Raw genomic sequence first — 15,295 nt, forward strand, 5'->3', positions numbered from 1 at the left:
ATGGCGGACATTCAAAGAAAATCCCCCGTTCAATTTCCTGAGGTGCCGATCCAGACCGAAATCCGGGACCACTGGAAAGTAGCTCTGGCCTATGACGACGAGGGCAGCGGACCCTACCTGGTCGACTTGAGTCACAAGGTTCGGCTTGATCTCCAGAGCGCCAACCTGGCCGACTTTCGCCCCTACGACATTCCGGTGCCGGAGACGCCCGGGCAGTGCGCGCTGGAAAACGGTGTACTGATCAACCGGATGAACCGCACCCAGGCGGCGATATGGCAGCTCACCGGCATTCCCGGGCCCATGCCGGAGGACCCGGCATACACCGACGTCTCCGAGGCGACGGTCTTTCTGGCGCTCTTCGGGCCCAACGCCTTCTTCATCACGGAGAAGCTCTCGGCCCTCGATTTCCTCGATCCTGGAAAATCGGCGCCGTTTCTGCTGCAGGGCCCCTTCTCCCACGTTCCCTGCCAGATCGTGACCCTGGAGAAGAACGCCGACGGCAACGGCGGCATCATTTTCACCTGCTCCCGGGGATACGGCCACGCCATGGTCCACGCCATCATGGAGGCCGGACAGGAATTCGGGATCCGACCCGCGGGTGAGAATCGTTTTAACCACTGGCTGGGGACCCTGGCCGGATAGTGCTGCGGCCGGGCGCGCGCCTTCGGGCGTATCCGGACCGACAGACGCTCTTTAATTCAAGTGATCTGCAGAAGGAGTAGACAATATGCCTAAAACTTATGATGCCATCATTATCGGGGCAGGTGTGATCGGCACCCCCATCGCTTATGAATTGGCCAAAAAGGGATACAAGACACTGAACGTGGACAAGCAGCCCGACGCGGGTGAAGGCTCCACGGCCGGCTCCTGCGCCATCGTCCGCGCCCATTACTCCACCGAGGACGGCGTGGCCTTTGCCTACGAGGGATTCAAGTACTGGAACGACTGGGAGAATTATCTGGAGAACGCAGCGGATGAAAAGGGGTTGGCCAGGTTCATGAAAACCGGCTCCCTTCTCATCAAATCCCAGGGTCATGACTGGCGGAAGGTCAAGAAGCACTACGACGCCGTGGGCGTGGAATACAAGGAGCTGACCAACGAAGAAGTCCTGAAGATGGTGCCGGTGGTCGATCTTCATGAATTCTGGCCGGTGAAGCGTCCGGAGGACCCCTCCTTTTTCGATGAGCCGACCGGAATGCTCGAAGGCGCCATTTTCTGCCCCGAGGGCGGTTATGTGAACGATCCGGCCCTCTCCGCCCACAACATCATGCGGGCGGCCGAGAAGTACGGGGCCGAGTTCATGTTCAACGCAGAGGTGGTGGACATCCGGAGCCGGGACGGCCGGGTGACGGGCATCACCCTGAAGGACGGCACCCAGTTCGACGCTCCCGTCGTGGTCAACGTGGGCGGCCCCCATTCCTTCAAGATCAACCAGATGGCCGAAGGCGTCTGGGAAGGATGCAACATCAAGACCAGGGCTCTCCGGCACGAGGTCATGCATTGCCCCTCCCCCGAAGGCTACGACTACCTGAACGACGGCTACCACATGTCCGACGGCGACATCGGGTGCTATTACCGTCCCGAGGTGGGCAACATGTTTCTCATCGGGAGCGAGGACCCCGAGTGTGACCCTAAGGAATGGGTCGATCCCGACGCGTTCTATGCCGGCAAGGGCGGCCCCGGCCGGGACAACCAGCTGACCGAAGCGCAGTGGAAGGCCCAGTGCTACCGTCTGGCAAGAAGGATCCCGACCCTTCCGGTTCCGAATCAGCCCAGGGGCGTATGCGATCTCTACGACGTTTCCGACGACTGGATTCCCATCTATGACAAGTCGGATTTGGGCGGCTTCTACATGGCCGTCGGCACCAGCGGCAACCAGTACAAGAACGCGCCGGTGGTCGGCGCCATGATGGCGGAGCTCATCGATGCCTGTGAGAAGCAAGGGCTCGACCACGACAAAACGCCCTTCCAGTTCAAGATGCGCTACACCGGCCGGGTCCTGGATGTGGGCTTTTTCTCCCGAAAGCGTGAGATCAATTACGACTCCAGCTTCTCCGTCAACGGGTGATCCCGTGGGGACACCCTTGACAAAGCGCGCTGAATGAATTTAAAAATGGCCTGTTTTTACAGGCCATTTTTGCATGCAAAACCGTTGTTGACCAGATCGTCTCACGGTTTCCGGCGGTTTTGCCGCGAATCGCCGCGGGACGGGAAAACAATTGAACCAACGGGATGGGATTCATGAAAATCTATGTCTGCGTCAAACATGTGCCGGACTCGGCGGCCACCATCACCATTCGGGACCGGAACCGGATCGAGGAGAACATCACCTTCCTGATGAACCCCTACGACGAGCACGCCGTCACCGAGGCGGCCAAACTGAGAAGCCGGCTTCCGGGATCCGAGGTGATCGCCGTCTGCGTGGCCGGGCCTGCCGCCGAAAACACCCTGAGATCGGCCATGGCCATGGGGGCCGATCGCAGCATTCTCGTCTGTACCGACGGACCCGTCGACAGCATGCTGGCGGCCCGGGCGCTCGCAGCGGCCATCAAAGGCGATGGATCACCCCACCTGATCCTGACGGGGAAGGAATCCATCGACGCCGAGGGCATGCAGACCATGTTCCGTCTGGCCCGCCATTTCGGGGCGCCGGCGGCCGTCAATGCAGTGAAGATCACCCTGGTGGAGGACGGTGTTGTGGTGGAGTGCGAGAAGGAGGCGGGCTCCCGGGACGTTCTGCGCCTGACGACCCCATGCATCGTCGCTGTCGGACGGGGCCTGAACACCCCCCGGTATCCCACCTTGCCGGATATTCTCAAGGCCCGCAAGCGGGAGATCAGGAAAATCGGCTTGGAGCAGCTTGCCGCGGCATCGCCCGGCGGAAGCACGAAAGTCCTTTCGCTTGCGCCGGTGGTGGAGCGCCGCGCCCCCAAAGAGATCACCGGAAACCCAGCGGCTGCGGCCCGGGAGCTGGTTCGCATCCTCAGAGAAGCGGCCAGGGTCCTGTAGCGGACTGGTGCCAACGTGCCGTCAGACGCCTGTTCCCGGCGCGATCAACGCAACCTCATGAAGATGGAATGACGCCATGAAAAAGATCGGACTGCTCATTGAAATCAAGGATGACGAGATCAAGCCCGCCAACTACGGGATGATCACCATGGCCCACGGCGACGAACACCAACTGTTCGCCCTGGTGGTGAATGCCGACACTCCGGCGTACCGGGATGCGCTTTCGGGATCCGGCGTCACCGACATTGTCGACATTTCCACCCCGCAAGGCGCGTGGCACCCCGATGAATGGGCCGATGCCGTCGTTCACGCCATGGACCGCTTCGGGATCGGGACGCTTCTGGGGCTGACGAGCCCCCAGGGTCGAGACCTGTTGCCGCGCATCGCGGCCCAGCTCGATGCGCCGTTGGTCATGGATTGCCTGACCGTTGACCTGGACCGGAACGTGGCGCGAACCACACAGTATTCCGGGAAGGCCATGGCCGACATCCAACTGACGGGCGGTCATTACATCTACGGCGTCCGGGCCAACGCCGTCCCTCCTGTTCCCTTGCTCCGGACGGCCGGGATCCACCCCTTCGCCGCGCCTGAATCCCCGGCCTCGGGACTCACGGTCCTGGCCACGCGGCCCGGCAAAGCCGGCACCGTCGACCTGGCCGAGGCCGACGTCATCATCTCAGGGGGCCGGGGGATGAAAAGCGGTGAGAACTTCAAGGTGCTCCATGACTGCGCCCGGGCCATGGGGGCCGCCGTCGGCGCCTCACGGGTCGCCGTGGACGAGGGGTGGGTGCCCTATACCTACCAGGTGGGCCAGACCGGGACCAAGGTCAACCCAAAGGTTTACATCGCCTGCGGCATCTCCGGGTCGGTCCAGCATTTTGCTGGGATGAAGTCCTCGGAGATGATCATCGCCGTCAACACGGACCCTGATGCCGCCATTATCGGCAAATGCGACTACTACATCATTGGGGATCTTTTTGACATCATCCCCGAGGTGACCCGTGTCCTCGAAGGCGGCGGCCGTTAGAAAGCGCTTCAGGCTTTTCCGGGCCGGCGCCGGCGCGACCGGGATAGGATTTGGGGGTAGATTTGGGAAACCAGCATACCGAACAGCATGAGGCCGCAGCCGAACAGCGTCCTTCCGCTCATCATCTCATCGAGAAGGAGCCAACCGCCCAACGCGGCAAAGGGTGATTCCATGCACAGGATGATGGCGGCGTGGGACGCCTTGGCGTGTTTCTGTGCCACCACCTGCAAGGTATAGGCGATCCCAACGGAGCCGATCCCGCCGTACAGGATGGCCGGCATCGCTTCCGCAAGACCTTGCAGGGTCACCGTCTCGGTGGCGGCCGCCGTTGCGAGACTCAGCCCCGAACAGACCATGAACTGGATGAATGACAGGCGTATCGCGCTGATTTTTGGGGAAAACCATCCGATCAGCAGCACATGGCCGGCCCACACCACAGCGCCAAGAAGCTCTAAGAAGTCCCCGAAAGAGATGGTGAACTGCTCGGTAACACTCAGAAAATAAAGACCCACCGCCGCCAGAAACGCCCCCAACCATGTGCCGACGTCGGTGGATTGTTTCCAGACGAGACCGACGATGGGAACGAGAACCACGTAAAGACCGGTGATGAACCCCGCCTTGCCGGCGGTGGTATACAAGAGGCCCACCTGCTGAAGGGACGCACCGGCAAACAGAGCGACTCCGGCCAGAACGCCGCCGGTCATCAGCATTGTTGATCCGGACCGAAAGGACGGGTGAGCGATGTCCCGATGTGGCCGTCCCGCGGCGATCATCACCGGAATGAGGGACAGCCCTCCCAGAGCGAAACGGATGCCGTTGAAGGTGAAGGGGCCGACATGGGCCATGCCGATGCGCTGGGCGACGAATGCAAATCCCCAGATCATGGCCGTCAGCATCAGGAGCGTGTTGGCGCGCAGCGTTCGGGAATCCATTTTCTTTTCCACTCGGGTCGGGTTCAGGTCGTTGCCGTTTTATTCCGGAAGCTGCGTCTTCCTACCAGAGAATCTTTTTTTTGACAACAGGTCATCAAGCGGATAAAAAAGAAGGCACGTTCTCGCCGGCTCCGGCCAACCATTTACGATTTATTCGAATATTCGAGGTGCCCATGCGCCTTCCCGAAATGTATTTGAACTCAACTTTCGACTTTCATAGGCCGTATCCTCCCGGCACCTCTTTCCGGTCATTATCATGAAAGTCGAAAGTTGAATATTTGAAGATTCCGGAGAACAATGATTGTCTGAGTAAACCTTTTGTTCTCCCATGCGTCTAAATGTTTGAAATCGAATGAAAGGACGATCATGATACCCCCGAACCGAATTTCCGTTACCGACAGGGCGACAGCGGCGCTGCGCCGGGCGTTCGGGGGCGCCTGAGGGCATCGGACGCCCTTTCGTGATGTGTGCATCCACCAAACCCGCGAACGCCGAAACACGGTGCGCCGACAATGAGGAGGATTGCCAGGTCCCGATGGACGAAGTGTTGGTGCGGCGGATTCGCCGGGGTGATCGGCCGGCGGCGGAGCTGTTGATCCTGCGCTATCAGTCCAAGGCCTTTGCCATCGCCTGCACCCTGTGCGACGGAGATCGGGAAGCCGCCCTGGACTGCACCCAGGAGGCGTTTGTGAAAGTCCTGGGGGGCATCGGCGCTTTCAAGGGTAAATCTTCCTTCTACACATGGTTTTATCGAATCCTTGTCAACACATGCCTGGATCGCCGAAGAAAGCGCATTCGGTGGGAGCGTCTCTTCCCGGGGAGGGGGCTTCGGTTTGGCGGGAAGCCGTCTGATGAACCCGCTATCGAGGAATTGGCGACGACGGACGAGGCCGACGATCCCCAAGCTGCCGTTTTCGGGAGCGTTCTTTCACAAGATCTGGAAAAGGCGCTCACGGCGCTTCCGGAAAAGCAACGAACGGTCTTTCAACTCAAGGTGTTTCACGGGTTGACGCTGTCGGAGATCGCCCGTATGACGGGGGCGGCCCAAGGAACGGTCAAAACCCACCTGTTCAGGGCGACCCGCGCCCTCAGAGCGGCGTTGAGGGAATGGGGGGAGGATGAAAGAATCGAAAGATGAAGCCTTGCAATGCATATCAAAAACGGCTGTGGCTGGATGTCTACGGTGAGTTGAAACCGAAGGAGAAATACGGCCTGGAGCGACACCTGTCGGTTTGTCCCGAGTGCCGGGGTGAACGGGATACGCTTTTGAATCTTATCGGTCGGGTATCAAAGACCCATTCGGTTTCGGTCCTGACGACAGGAGAGGCTGCACGGTTGTCGGGGAACATCATGCGCACCCTGGAAGCGGAGAAGCTCGGGCGCCGTGGCAGGGGAGCGATGTTTTCCGGGTTGGCTTTGGGATGGGCCCGGGCTGCGGCGGTCTGCCTGATAATCATCGTTATCGGGGGGATCTGGGCATGGCGAAGCGCACCGCTTCCGTTCCAGATGGCGGTCGGGTCCGGCAAGGAAGAACGGATCCTCATGGAGGACCTGGAAGTGATCCGGAACCTGGATCTACTGGAGGAATTCGAGGATCTCGAGAAGCTCGTACAGATGACGGCGGCCCCGGAGACCGGCACCGTTGAGCCGGCAAGCCACTCCATTATGGGCGACGACCGGCGGTCGAATGAAACGAGGCGACGACATGTGGTGTGATACGGCTAAATGGACGGCCGCATTTCTGATCTGCGTCGTTTTTCAGTTCGATCCGGGGGGAACAGTGTTGGCCGTGACCGATCCCACCGAGGTCAGTCTTCACGAATCCACTCTGCTGGCAAAGCGGGGTGGAAAAAGCCGGGAACGATACGAAAGACTCTCACCTGAGGAAAAGGCTGGCCTTCAGAAGAAACTCCGCCAATGGCGATCTCTGTCACCGGAAGAGCAGCAGAAGATGCGGAGAAAGATGGATCGGCTGAACCGGATGCCGCCGGAATCTCAGAGGCTCTATCAGAAACGATTCAAACAGTGGCGGGAGCTTTCTCCGCAGGAACGGCAGCGGATCAAACGGCAGCTGAAGGATTGGGAGTCCCTTTCCGGGGAGGAAAAACGATCCATCCGGGGACGATTCAAGTAGGTTTCGACAGGCCGTCCGATATCAGATCCGATTCCGGAAGCGTGAGGGTGGCCCGGGCCGGGAAGGTGACGGTGGGCGCTCACGTGGATGTCGACACCGCCTGGGCTTCGGAAATGAAGCGCCGGACATCTTCATAGGCCGCGACCAGGTTCTCGAAGGCGCGTTGGGCGGCCGCCAGGTTCCCCGTCCTGCCGATCTCCTCCAGTGCCGATGCGCATGCGATGGCTTCTTCGGCGGCGAGATACCTGAGGCTGCCTTTCAGTTTGTGCGCATGGCGTCGGATGCCGTCGGCATCCCGAGCCTCGACGGCAATCTTGATATCCGACAGAATCTGGGGAGAGTTCCGCATGAAGTCCCTGAAAAATCGGCCCAATAATTCCTGGTTGTTGCCGAAGATCTCTTGAACGATTTTCATGTCGACGGATTTGGCCGCCGGTTTGGACCTGTTCATGGTTTGCCTCCGCCACCCTCGCATTCAGTTGATTAAGGAAAGATCTTATAAAATACGCTTGTCGACCAGAATCTTTTTCAATCGGGTAAAGTCGGCCTGCAGCTGATCGATACATCCGGAGATCATTTTCATATTTCCATTTTTGCCGGCGTCTTCCACCGCCATGGCCGTTTTCATGATCGCCGTCGCCCCGGCGGTTCCGGATGATCCTTTGATATTGTGGCCCACCGCACGAATTTTTTCACCGTCCCGACTTTGATAGGCGGCGGTCAACTCGGCGATTCGTTCCGGAAAGCTGGCGATGAAGCTTCGCATGACGACCTGGATCAGGTCATCACAGTCGTCAAGCCGCTCCCGAATGCCGGCCTCGTCAAAGATGTCCTCGTCTGAAACAGGCGTCTCGACGACGACCACCGATGTCGTCTCCGGAATTTCGTCCACGTACTTCTTGAGAATCGCGGCCAGATTCTGCTTTTTGACCGGCTTGGTCAGATAGCCGTCCATCCCGGCGTCCATGCAGCGGTCCAGGTCCCGCTGCATGGCATGGGCCGTCATGGCGATAATGGGAATCTCCGGGTTCAATACAGGTGACCCTTTTCCACGAATGGTCCTGGTGGCCGCGTATCCATCCATGACCGGCATCTCCACGTCCATGAGAACCAGTCGGTAATTTTTTTTCTTGAGGGCATCGATGGCTTCTCTGCCGTTTTTCGCCAGGTCCGCCGTGTATCCCAGGTTTTTGAGAAGCCCCAGGCTGACCAACTGGATCGTTTCGTTGTCTTCAACGAGCAAGATGGGGGCGCCGTCCGCCGCTGTCCGTTTTTCCGGCGGCGCCGTCAGTTGGGGAAAATTCTCGACGGATTCAGCTACGGAAGGGGTGTGCTCCCGGCGAGGGGGCGGGGCGGATGCCCCGGCGGGGCGTTGCTTTTCCAGCAGAACGGTCAGGTGAAATCGACTCCCCTTTCCCGCCTCGCTCTCTACGTGAATTTCACCGCCCATCATTTCGCAGAGTTGCTTCGAAATGGCGAGCCCCAGTCCCGTGCCGCCATACTTACGGGTGGTCGACATATCCAGTTGGGTAAATTTCTCGAACAATCGCTCGGCTTGACCTTCGGGAATGCCGATGCCGGTGTCGGCCACCACGAAGCCGATCCTCGCTTGAATGTCGTTTTCCGTTTTGCATGAAACCTCGAGGGTGATGCCGCCGTCCGAAGTGAATTTGACGGCATTGCCGATGAGGTTGATGAGGACCTGCCGGAGTCGACCGGGATCGCCTCTCAGCAGGGACGGCACGTCCGGATCGATGACGCATCGGTAGGAAAGAGATTTTTCAGCGGCCTTGACGGCCATGAGACCGTTCATATCCCTGAGGATGCCCCTCAGGTCGAAGTCGATGGTCTCGAGCTCGATTTTTCCGGCCTCGATCTTGGAGATGTCAAGAATATCATTGATGATGGAAAGCAGGGAGTGGGCGCTGTTGTGGATCAGTTCCAGCCCCTTTGCCTGCTCGGGATCGAGGTTTGTCTCCATCAGAAGCTCCGTCATACCGATAACCCCGCTCATGGGGGTCCGGATTTCATGGCTCATCCCCGCCAGAAATTCGCTTTTGGTCTGATTGGCTTTTTCGGCGCTCTCCTTGGCTCTTTTCAGTTCTTCCTGCATCTGCTTCCGGTCCGTCACGTCGCGACTGATGCCGACGAGACCCAGAATTTCGCCGTAGGGTCCGAAATAGGGCGTTCTGAGGGTTTCCAGGAGCACCCGGCGGCCATCGGGGTAGTCCACCCATTCCTCGTTGCTGCGGGGTTGACCGGAGGCGAGCATCAGCCGATCCTGCTCCCTGAAGAAGTCGGCCATCTCCTTGGAAAACAGATCATAATCGGTTTTTTCCACCACATCCTGCCGATGGAAGCCGACAAATTTTCCGAAAGCCGGATTACACCCCAGATAGACCCCTTTCAGGTCCTTGTAGAAAATCAGATCGGGGATCGAATCGATGAGGGAATAGAGGAGCGCCCGCTGACGTTTGAGATCCCTTTCGAAGAGTTTGCGCTCGCTGATGTCCATGTGGGTTCCGGCCACCTTGAGGACCCGGCCGTCGGCATCCCATTCGACGACCTGCCCCCGGGCCAGGATCCACTTCCAATCCCCGTTCCGGGTCCGCATCCTGAATTCCGCTTCGTACAAAGGCGCGTCCCATGCGAAATGGGCCTCTATCCGTTTTCGGACATAGGGCAGGTCTTCGGTGTGAACCATCTGTTCCCACGCCTTGATATCACGATCGATTTCGTTATGGGTATACCCCAGCATCTCGGCCCATCGGCTGTTGATGGTCTGGGTGCGGGTCTCCAGGTTCCAGTACCAAAGGCCGATGTTGGCGCCTTCCAGCGCGGCGTCCAGGCTCTGGATCCGGTCGTTCAGGCGGCTGGTGCTGTTCCATCCCCGGATCAGGGTGGTGACGAGAATGAAAAACAGATAGCCGTCGAAGGGTTTCCTGACGCAATAGAGATTGTCGGGAATGGCATAGTTGGCTTCCAGTGCGTCGATCAAAGGGTCTTCGGCGGTGACAATGACCGCGACCCGAGGGTCGATCACCGCGAGCTTATCAAAAATCCGAAGTGGGTTCAAATTGTTGTCGGCTACGTCGATGATGCAGAGCGGGGTAGCTTCGCCACGTTCGAAACCGCTCCTGAAATTCTGGAGGAGGGCGTCTCCGTCTGGGAAAAAGAGCAGCTGAAAGCGTTCGGTTGCCGGATCTTTCGGATTGACGGCGGTTCGGGCCCCGGCCAGAATATCCATATACCGGTCGACGGATTTCGGATCGTTATCCGCTATCAAAATTCTTCTGTTCATGACGTTTCCTCCGGGGATATCGCCATTGCCGCCCGTGTCTATCCGTGTCGGTGTCATGGGACCGATAAGGTTGGGCTGTTTGATCGGTGTCCCTTATTTTCCGGGGTATCCGTTTCCTTTTTTTGCGTTCTTCGCGGCTGTGCTCGTGTACGCAGGTTCTTGAGGGAAATCATGTATGGGTGGTCGCGGATCACATGCGGATCTTTATCGTCGCTGTGTCCGGGCCGCTTTGATACCATTACGGCAAGTTATATTATTACCGGTTCCGATGTCAAAGCCAAATGTGGAGACAGGGATGGATATCGCGGGCATTTCAGGCGTCCGGACGCGGGTGGAATCCGTCATCCATTGGATGCAGCGTCAAAGGCTTCATCGATCCGGGATTCGATGTACCCGATTTGCGCATCGTCCCACTCCTCGATATCGAAGCAAATGGCGTCTTCCCCCAAAAGCCCTTCGGGCACGAAATCTCCCAACTCATCGGGATCGGTGATCATTTCGCCGTAAAAGCAGACAGAGATCCACCGGGGGGCGTCTTCGATGACGTCGACCATCACGAAGAGGGATTTGTCGGTCTGCCGCGGGTGCGTGCCCCTCAGGGAATAGGTAACGCCCTTTCGGGGAATGAAGGTCAGTACGGCGCCGTCTTTTGCGGCCAGGTGGGCTTTGAGCCTCAGAAAGGCCTTTCGGTTCCCTTCGGAAGTTTCTTCCCAATTGTCGATGAATTCCGCTAGGGTGGGTTGGGCTTCGGTTGTCATATAATCTCCTTTCTCGACATGATGGATATCACTATATTGTTCAACTTTCGACTTTCACAGGCCGGTGCCGGGAGGATACACCCGCGCCCCATCATGAAGGTCGAAAGTTGAATATATTGGATATAGCACAAAAACACTACACCGGGCGGCTGACAACTTCAAGCGCTTTTTGCGGCAGCGACTGCAGGATACGGAATGTTCGGGAGCGCCGATGGTGCCCTGGATCCCCTTTACAAAACCCTTCGGGTGTGAGATACCCACAAAAAGAACCTCATTGACCAGTATTTCAAGATTGTTATTGCGCTTCAGCCATGCTTCGGGAACTTTCCATCAAAAATTTCGCGATTATTGATGACTTACGGATCCGCTTCGATGCCGGTTTGACCATCATGAGTGGTGAAACCGGCGCCGGAAAGTCGATCATCATCAATGCTATGAATCTCATATTGGGTAGCCGGGCCGCCACGGCCTTTATCCGGACCGGAGAGGAATCAGCTGAAATTGAAGCGTTTTTTGACGTCGACGAAAGCAGCTCAACGGCGAATGTCATGGCGGCGAACGATCTCGATCCCGCTGAAGGCCTATTGATTCGCCGCATTATCGCTCAAAACAACCGGCATCGGATCTACATCAACCATCGTCTCGCTACCATCCGGTTGCTTACCGCCATATCGGAGAACCTGGCGAGCATTTCAGGTCAACACGCTCATCAGGGTCTGCTCGATGCCACGCAACACCTCCTTATCCTCGATCGGTTCGGCGGCCTCATGTCTCTCCGGAAGGTCGTGGCAGAACGGTTTGGCCGGATCCAGCCCCTCATCCGGAAGGTGGCGGCGCTCAAGGCAAAACAGGCACGACGGACCGAAGAGATCGATCTTCTGACCTTCCAACGGCAGGAGATTCTGTCGGCCGATATCCAGGCCGACGAGGATGTGCGGCTGGAACGGGAACTGCTGCTGTTAAAGAACAAAGAGATGCTTTTTGAGACGGTGAACTCCGGCATCGAAGCGCTCTACAGCGGTCAGGGCGCCGTTGTGGAACGCCTGATCGAAATCAGGAAACAGCTCGAGAAGGTTGCGCGGATCGATCCGGAGCTGATACCGCGGGCGGAAGGGCTTGCCGATGCAACCTTCCGTATCGAGGATATCGTGGAAGGGTTGAGAGGCTACCTGAGCGCGATCAATGTGGATGAGGGGCGGCTTGAAGCCGTGGACGACCGTCTCAACCGTCTCCGCCTTCTCATGCGCAAGTATGGCGGCTCCCTCGCTTCAGTGACGGAGCGTCTGACCGAAATCGACAGGGCGCTTGCAGGAATAGACGGCTTGAGCGATGAGATCGCGGCAGCGGAGGAAAGATTGGTCCGGGATCGACAGGTATTGTTGACGACGGCACGGGAACTTTCCCGGAGGCGGGCCGATATCGGTCGTGATCTGGCAGGGAAGGTCGAGGCGGAACTTGAGCGGCTCAGGATGGCCGGCACCCGATTCCAGGTTGAGATGAGCCGCATTCCGACAACTGAGGCGACCCATCCCGAGCTGGTCTGGGAGGAAGGGGCCGTGGGGGAGACCGGTATCGACCGCGCGGTTTTTATGATGGCGCCCAACGTGGGAGAGGCGCTGAAGCCGCTCTCGTCCATTGCGTCGGGGGGTGAACTGTCGCGGGTTGTCCTGGCGCTCAAGGCGATCCTCGCCGCAACGGCGTCTGTGGAGACGCTTATTTTTGACGAGGTAGACGCCGGCGTCGGCGGCGGCGTAGCCGAGATCGTGGGCCGAAAGCTCGCTGCCCTGGCCGGGCATCATCAGGTCCTCTGTATCACCCATCTCCCCCAGATTGCCAAGTTTGGCGATCACCATTTCGCCATTGCCAAGAACGTCCACGAAGGCCGAACGCGAACGGTCATCCAGCCTCTGAACGAAGCGGAGCGGATCCGGGAACTCGCTCGTATGCTGGGCGGCGTGGAAATGACCCAGGCCACCCTCGACCATGCCCGGGAGATGTTTGAAAACCGATAGGCAACGCATGGCGGTCTCATCGCAAAGCGCATGAAGCGGGACGGCGCCCCATCGGCGACGATGACAACGGCCGCTTGCGACCGGATATGGGGTTCCATCGGATGACGCCCCTGAAAAACAGGAACGGCATGAAAAAAAATCTGTTGATGATCAACACCGGCAATGGAAAAGGAAAGACCACCGCAGCCCTGGGGCTTGCCTTCAGGGCTGTCGGGCATGGGTTCAAGGTGTCCATAATTCAGTTTATCAAGGGCAGTTGGGCCTGTGGTGAGATCGAAACGGCCGCTCGCCTGGCCGACCTGATCGATTTCAACGTGATGGGCCGGGGGTTCACCTGGAAATCCGACGACCTTAAAAAAGACACCGCCCTGGCTTTGTCGGCCTGGGAGACGGCCAAGGAAAGAATCGCTTCCGGCAAATATCGGCTGGTGATCCTGGATGAAATGACCTATTTGTTCAAGTACGGTATGCTCGATGAAGACACAGTCATCGCGTTTCTTCAACAACGGCCCGAAAACGTGCATGTTCTGATCACCGGACGGGATGCGCCTGAAAAACTCCTGGCCGCGGCGGATATGGTGACGGAGATGCATCCGGTCAAACACCCTTTCGCCGAAGGTGTTTCGGCCCAGAAGGGGATTGAATATTGATGACTGTCGATTATTTGCTTGACTTTATTTCGAGCAGGCACTAATATAGTTTAACTCAAAAATGGCCGGGATAATGGTGCGGCCAGTTTCATTACTGAAGGAAGACCCATTTGTCAAAGTGGCATCCCGAGGTTAGGAACATGAGGAACATCAATTTTTTTTTAGTTTAAGGAGCAAGTCACGATGGCGAATGGTATCGTAAAATGGTTTAACAGCAGCAAGGGTTATGGTTTCATCGAGCAGGAAAACGGACCGGATGTATTTGTACATCACTCGGGAATCAATGCCACCGGTTTCAAATCCCTCAATGAAGGCGACCGCGTCACCTTTGACATCGAGCAGGGCCAGAAAGGTCCCGCCGCGGTGAACGTCAAGACCGTGTAACCTGCGGGCTGACTGATTTTTCGATTTTAGAAGGGCATTCCCCGAAGCGGGGGGTGCCCTTTTGTCGTTTTACGGGGTACCGTTGCCGAATTCCATTCCGATGAGGCCTCAGGCGCCCTTTCGAGCGAGATGCCGCTCCAAGCGATGGACGGCCATGGACAGCATCAGGCAGATGACGAGATACATGGCGGTGATGGTAAGCCAGACCTCGATGGTGACATGGGTGGCGGCCATAATTTGCAGCCCCTGGAACGTGAGTTCCTGGATGGAGATGACCGATGCGATGGATGAATACTTGATGGTGTTGATGAATTCGTTGGCCAGGGGCGGCAGCACCTGTTTGACGGCCTGAGGCAGAATGACGTGGCGCATCTTCTGGACCCAGGAAAATCCCAAGGCCTCGGCGGCCTCCCACTGACCCCTCTCGATGCCCTGGATACCGGATCTGACGATTTCGGTGATATAGGCCCCCTGAAATACCGCGATGGTGACGACGCCGGAAACAAAGGCGGTGAAGCGATTGGGTTCGGCCAAAAAGACTGCCAGCCATTTCTGGGTTTGCGGGGAGCGGGACCGGATGAACGCGTCAACCCCCAAAATCGGCATGATTTGATCGCTGACGAAAAAGTAGAAGATAAAGATCAGAACCAGCGGCGGCATATTGCGGATCAGCTCCACGTAGGTGCGGGCGATCAGGCGGTTGAAAAGCCTTCGGGTTGTCCGCATGATACCCATGAACCATCCGAGAATCGCCGCAAGCAGGGTGGCCCAGATGCTGAGGCGAAGCGTCGTCCAGAGCCCTTCCAGGAGGATATTGGCGACCCAATGGCCGTCGGTATCGCGCCGGACGAGATAGGTGGGGATGATGCCCCAATTCCATTTGTAGTTGAGCTGCATGGTCAGTCGCCAGACGATGTACCCCGCAAGGGTCGCGATGATGAGAATGACTGTGATGTCGAGAAGAGAGATCTTGGATGGTTTTTTGTGCACAGGGGAATCGTTTCCGTTTCAGGCGGTTTCAGACGAACAGCCGCGTCTTTGAAGTAAGGGAATGCGGTCGAATCGCCCCATCCCTGGTACGGATCGCC

General features: G+C 57.9%; 15 protein-coding genes. 10 read left to right on the forward strand and 5 right to left on the reverse strand.

Going from position 1 to position 15,295, the window contains the following annotated elements; all coding sequences use genetic code 11:
- The 4 genes from dmul_RS01070 to dmul_RS01085 all read left to right on the forward strand — a co-directional run bounded on the left by dmul_RS01070 (position 1) and on the right by dmul_RS01085 (position 4,036).
- Positions 1-642 carry a glycine cleavage system protein T gene (locus dmul_RS01070; protein ID WP_020875848.1) on the forward strand — a complete coding sequence of 214 codons (642 nt, stop codon included), beginning with the start codon at positions 1-3 and terminating at the stop codon, positions 640-642.
- A gap of 85 nt (positions 643-727) precedes the next feature.
- Positions 728-2,068, forward strand: coding sequence for an NAD(P)/FAD-dependent oxidoreductase (locus dmul_RS01075; RefSeq protein ID WP_020875849.1), 1,341 nt, complete (start codon positions 728-730; stop codon positions 2,066-2,068).
- A 173-nt stretch (positions 2,069-2,241) separates the two neighbouring features.
- Entirely contained in the window at positions 2,242-3,009 is a 768-nt protein-coding gene (locus tag dmul_RS01080) for an electron transfer flavoprotein subunit beta/FixA family protein (protein ID WP_020875850.1), read from the forward strand.
- Positions 3,010-3,085: 76 nt separating this feature from the next.
- On the forward strand, positions 3,086-4,036 hold the full coding sequence (locus tag dmul_RS01085) for an electron transfer flavoprotein subunit alpha/FixB family protein (RefSeq protein WP_020875851.1): 951 nt from the start codon (positions 3,086-3,088) through the stop codon (positions 4,034-4,036).
- Between the two features lie 8 nt (positions 4,037-4,044).
- Here the strand turns inward: dmul_RS01085 and dmul_RS01090 are convergent, their stop codons facing one another.
- Positions 4,045-4,968, reverse strand: a complete 924-nt coding sequence (locus dmul_RS01090; protein WP_020875852.1) for a DMT family transporter — start codon at positions 4,966-4,968, stop codon at positions 4,045-4,047.
- A 535-nt stretch (positions 4,969-5,503) separates the two neighbouring features.
- On the opposite strand from dmul_RS01090, the gene dmul_RS01100 reads away from it, so the two are divergent.
- The 3 genes from dmul_RS01100 to dmul_RS01110 are packed head-to-tail and all read left to right on the forward strand — an operon-like array spanning position 5,504 to position 7,102.
- Entirely contained in the window at positions 5,504-6,106 is a 603-nt protein-coding gene (locus dmul_RS01100) for an RNA polymerase sigma factor (RefSeq protein WP_052018517.1), read from the forward strand.
- The gene (locus tag dmul_RS01105; protein WP_020875854.1) at positions 6,103-6,684 is read left to right on the forward strand and encodes a zf-HC2 domain-containing protein; all 582 of its coding nucleotides are present in this window, start codon (positions 6,103-6,105) and stop codon (positions 6,682-6,684) included. The genes dmul_RS01100 and dmul_RS01105 overlap by 4 nt, the downstream gene beginning before the upstream one ends.
- Positions 6,674-7,102, forward strand: a complete 429-nt coding sequence (locus tag dmul_RS01110; protein WP_020875855.1) for a DUF3106 domain-containing protein — start codon at positions 6,674-6,676, stop codon at positions 7,100-7,102. Before dmul_RS01105 ends, dmul_RS01110 begins: the two co-directional genes overlap by 11 nt.
- 79 nt (positions 7,103-7,181) lie before the next feature.
- On the opposite strand, the gene dmul_RS01115 is transcribed toward dmul_RS01110, so the two are convergent.
- From dmul_RS01115 to dmul_RS01125, 3 genes are all read right to left on the reverse strand, one after another.
- Positions 7,182-7,553, reverse strand: a complete 372-nt coding sequence (locus dmul_RS01115) for an Hpt domain-containing protein (RefSeq protein ID WP_020875856.1) — start codon at positions 7,551-7,553, stop codon at positions 7,182-7,184.
- Between the two features lie 45 nt (positions 7,554-7,598).
- Positions 7,599-10,403: a PAS domain-containing hybrid sensor histidine kinase/response regulator gene (locus dmul_RS01120; RefSeq protein ID WP_020875857.1), complete on the reverse strand. Its 2,805-nt coding sequence runs from the start codon at positions 10,401-10,403 to the stop codon at positions 7,599-7,601.
- A gap of 341 nt (positions 10,404-10,744) precedes the next feature.
- The gene (locus dmul_RS01125) at positions 10,745-11,161 is read right to left on the reverse strand and encodes a hypothetical protein (RefSeq protein WP_020875858.1); all 417 of its coding nucleotides are present in this window, start codon (positions 11,159-11,161) and stop codon (positions 10,745-10,747) included.
- 311 nt (positions 11,162-11,472) lie between these two features.
- Here dmul_RS01125 and recN point away from each other — a divergent pair, with 311 nt between their 5' ends.
- The 3 genes from recN (at position 11,473) to dmul_RS01140 (ending at position 14,207) form a co-directional block, all read left to right on the forward strand.
- A complete protein-coding gene (recN, locus tag dmul_RS01130) occupies positions 11,473-13,173 on the forward strand; it encodes a DNA repair protein RecN (RefSeq protein WP_020875859.1) in 1,701 nt (566 codons plus the stop codon).
- A 128-nt stretch (positions 13,174-13,301) separates the two neighbouring features.
- The gene (gene cobO, locus dmul_RS01135; protein ID WP_020875860.1) at positions 13,302-13,823 is read left to right on the forward strand and encodes a cob(I)yrinic acid a,c-diamide adenosyltransferase; all 522 of its coding nucleotides are present in this window, start codon (positions 13,302-13,304) and stop codon (positions 13,821-13,823) included.
- Positions 13,824-14,006: 183 nt separating this feature from the next.
- Positions 14,007-14,207, forward strand: a complete 201-nt coding sequence (locus dmul_RS01140; protein ID WP_020875861.1) for a cold-shock protein — start codon at positions 14,007-14,009, stop codon at positions 14,205-14,207.
- Positions 14,208-14,315: 108 nt separating this feature from the next.
- Here dmul_RS01140 and dmul_RS01145 read toward each other — a convergent pair whose 3' ends face one another.
- Positions 14,316-15,197: an amino acid ABC transporter permease gene (locus dmul_RS01145; RefSeq protein ID WP_020875862.1), complete on the reverse strand. Its 882-nt coding sequence runs from the start codon at positions 15,195-15,197 to the stop codon at positions 14,316-14,318.
- Positions 15,198-15,295: the final 98 nt, after the last annotated feature.

It is taken from the genome of Desulfococcus multivorans, from assembly GCF_001854245.1.
GTDB lineage: Bacteria > Desulfobacterota > Desulfobacteria > Desulfobacterales > Desulfococcaceae > Desulfococcus > Desulfococcus multivorans.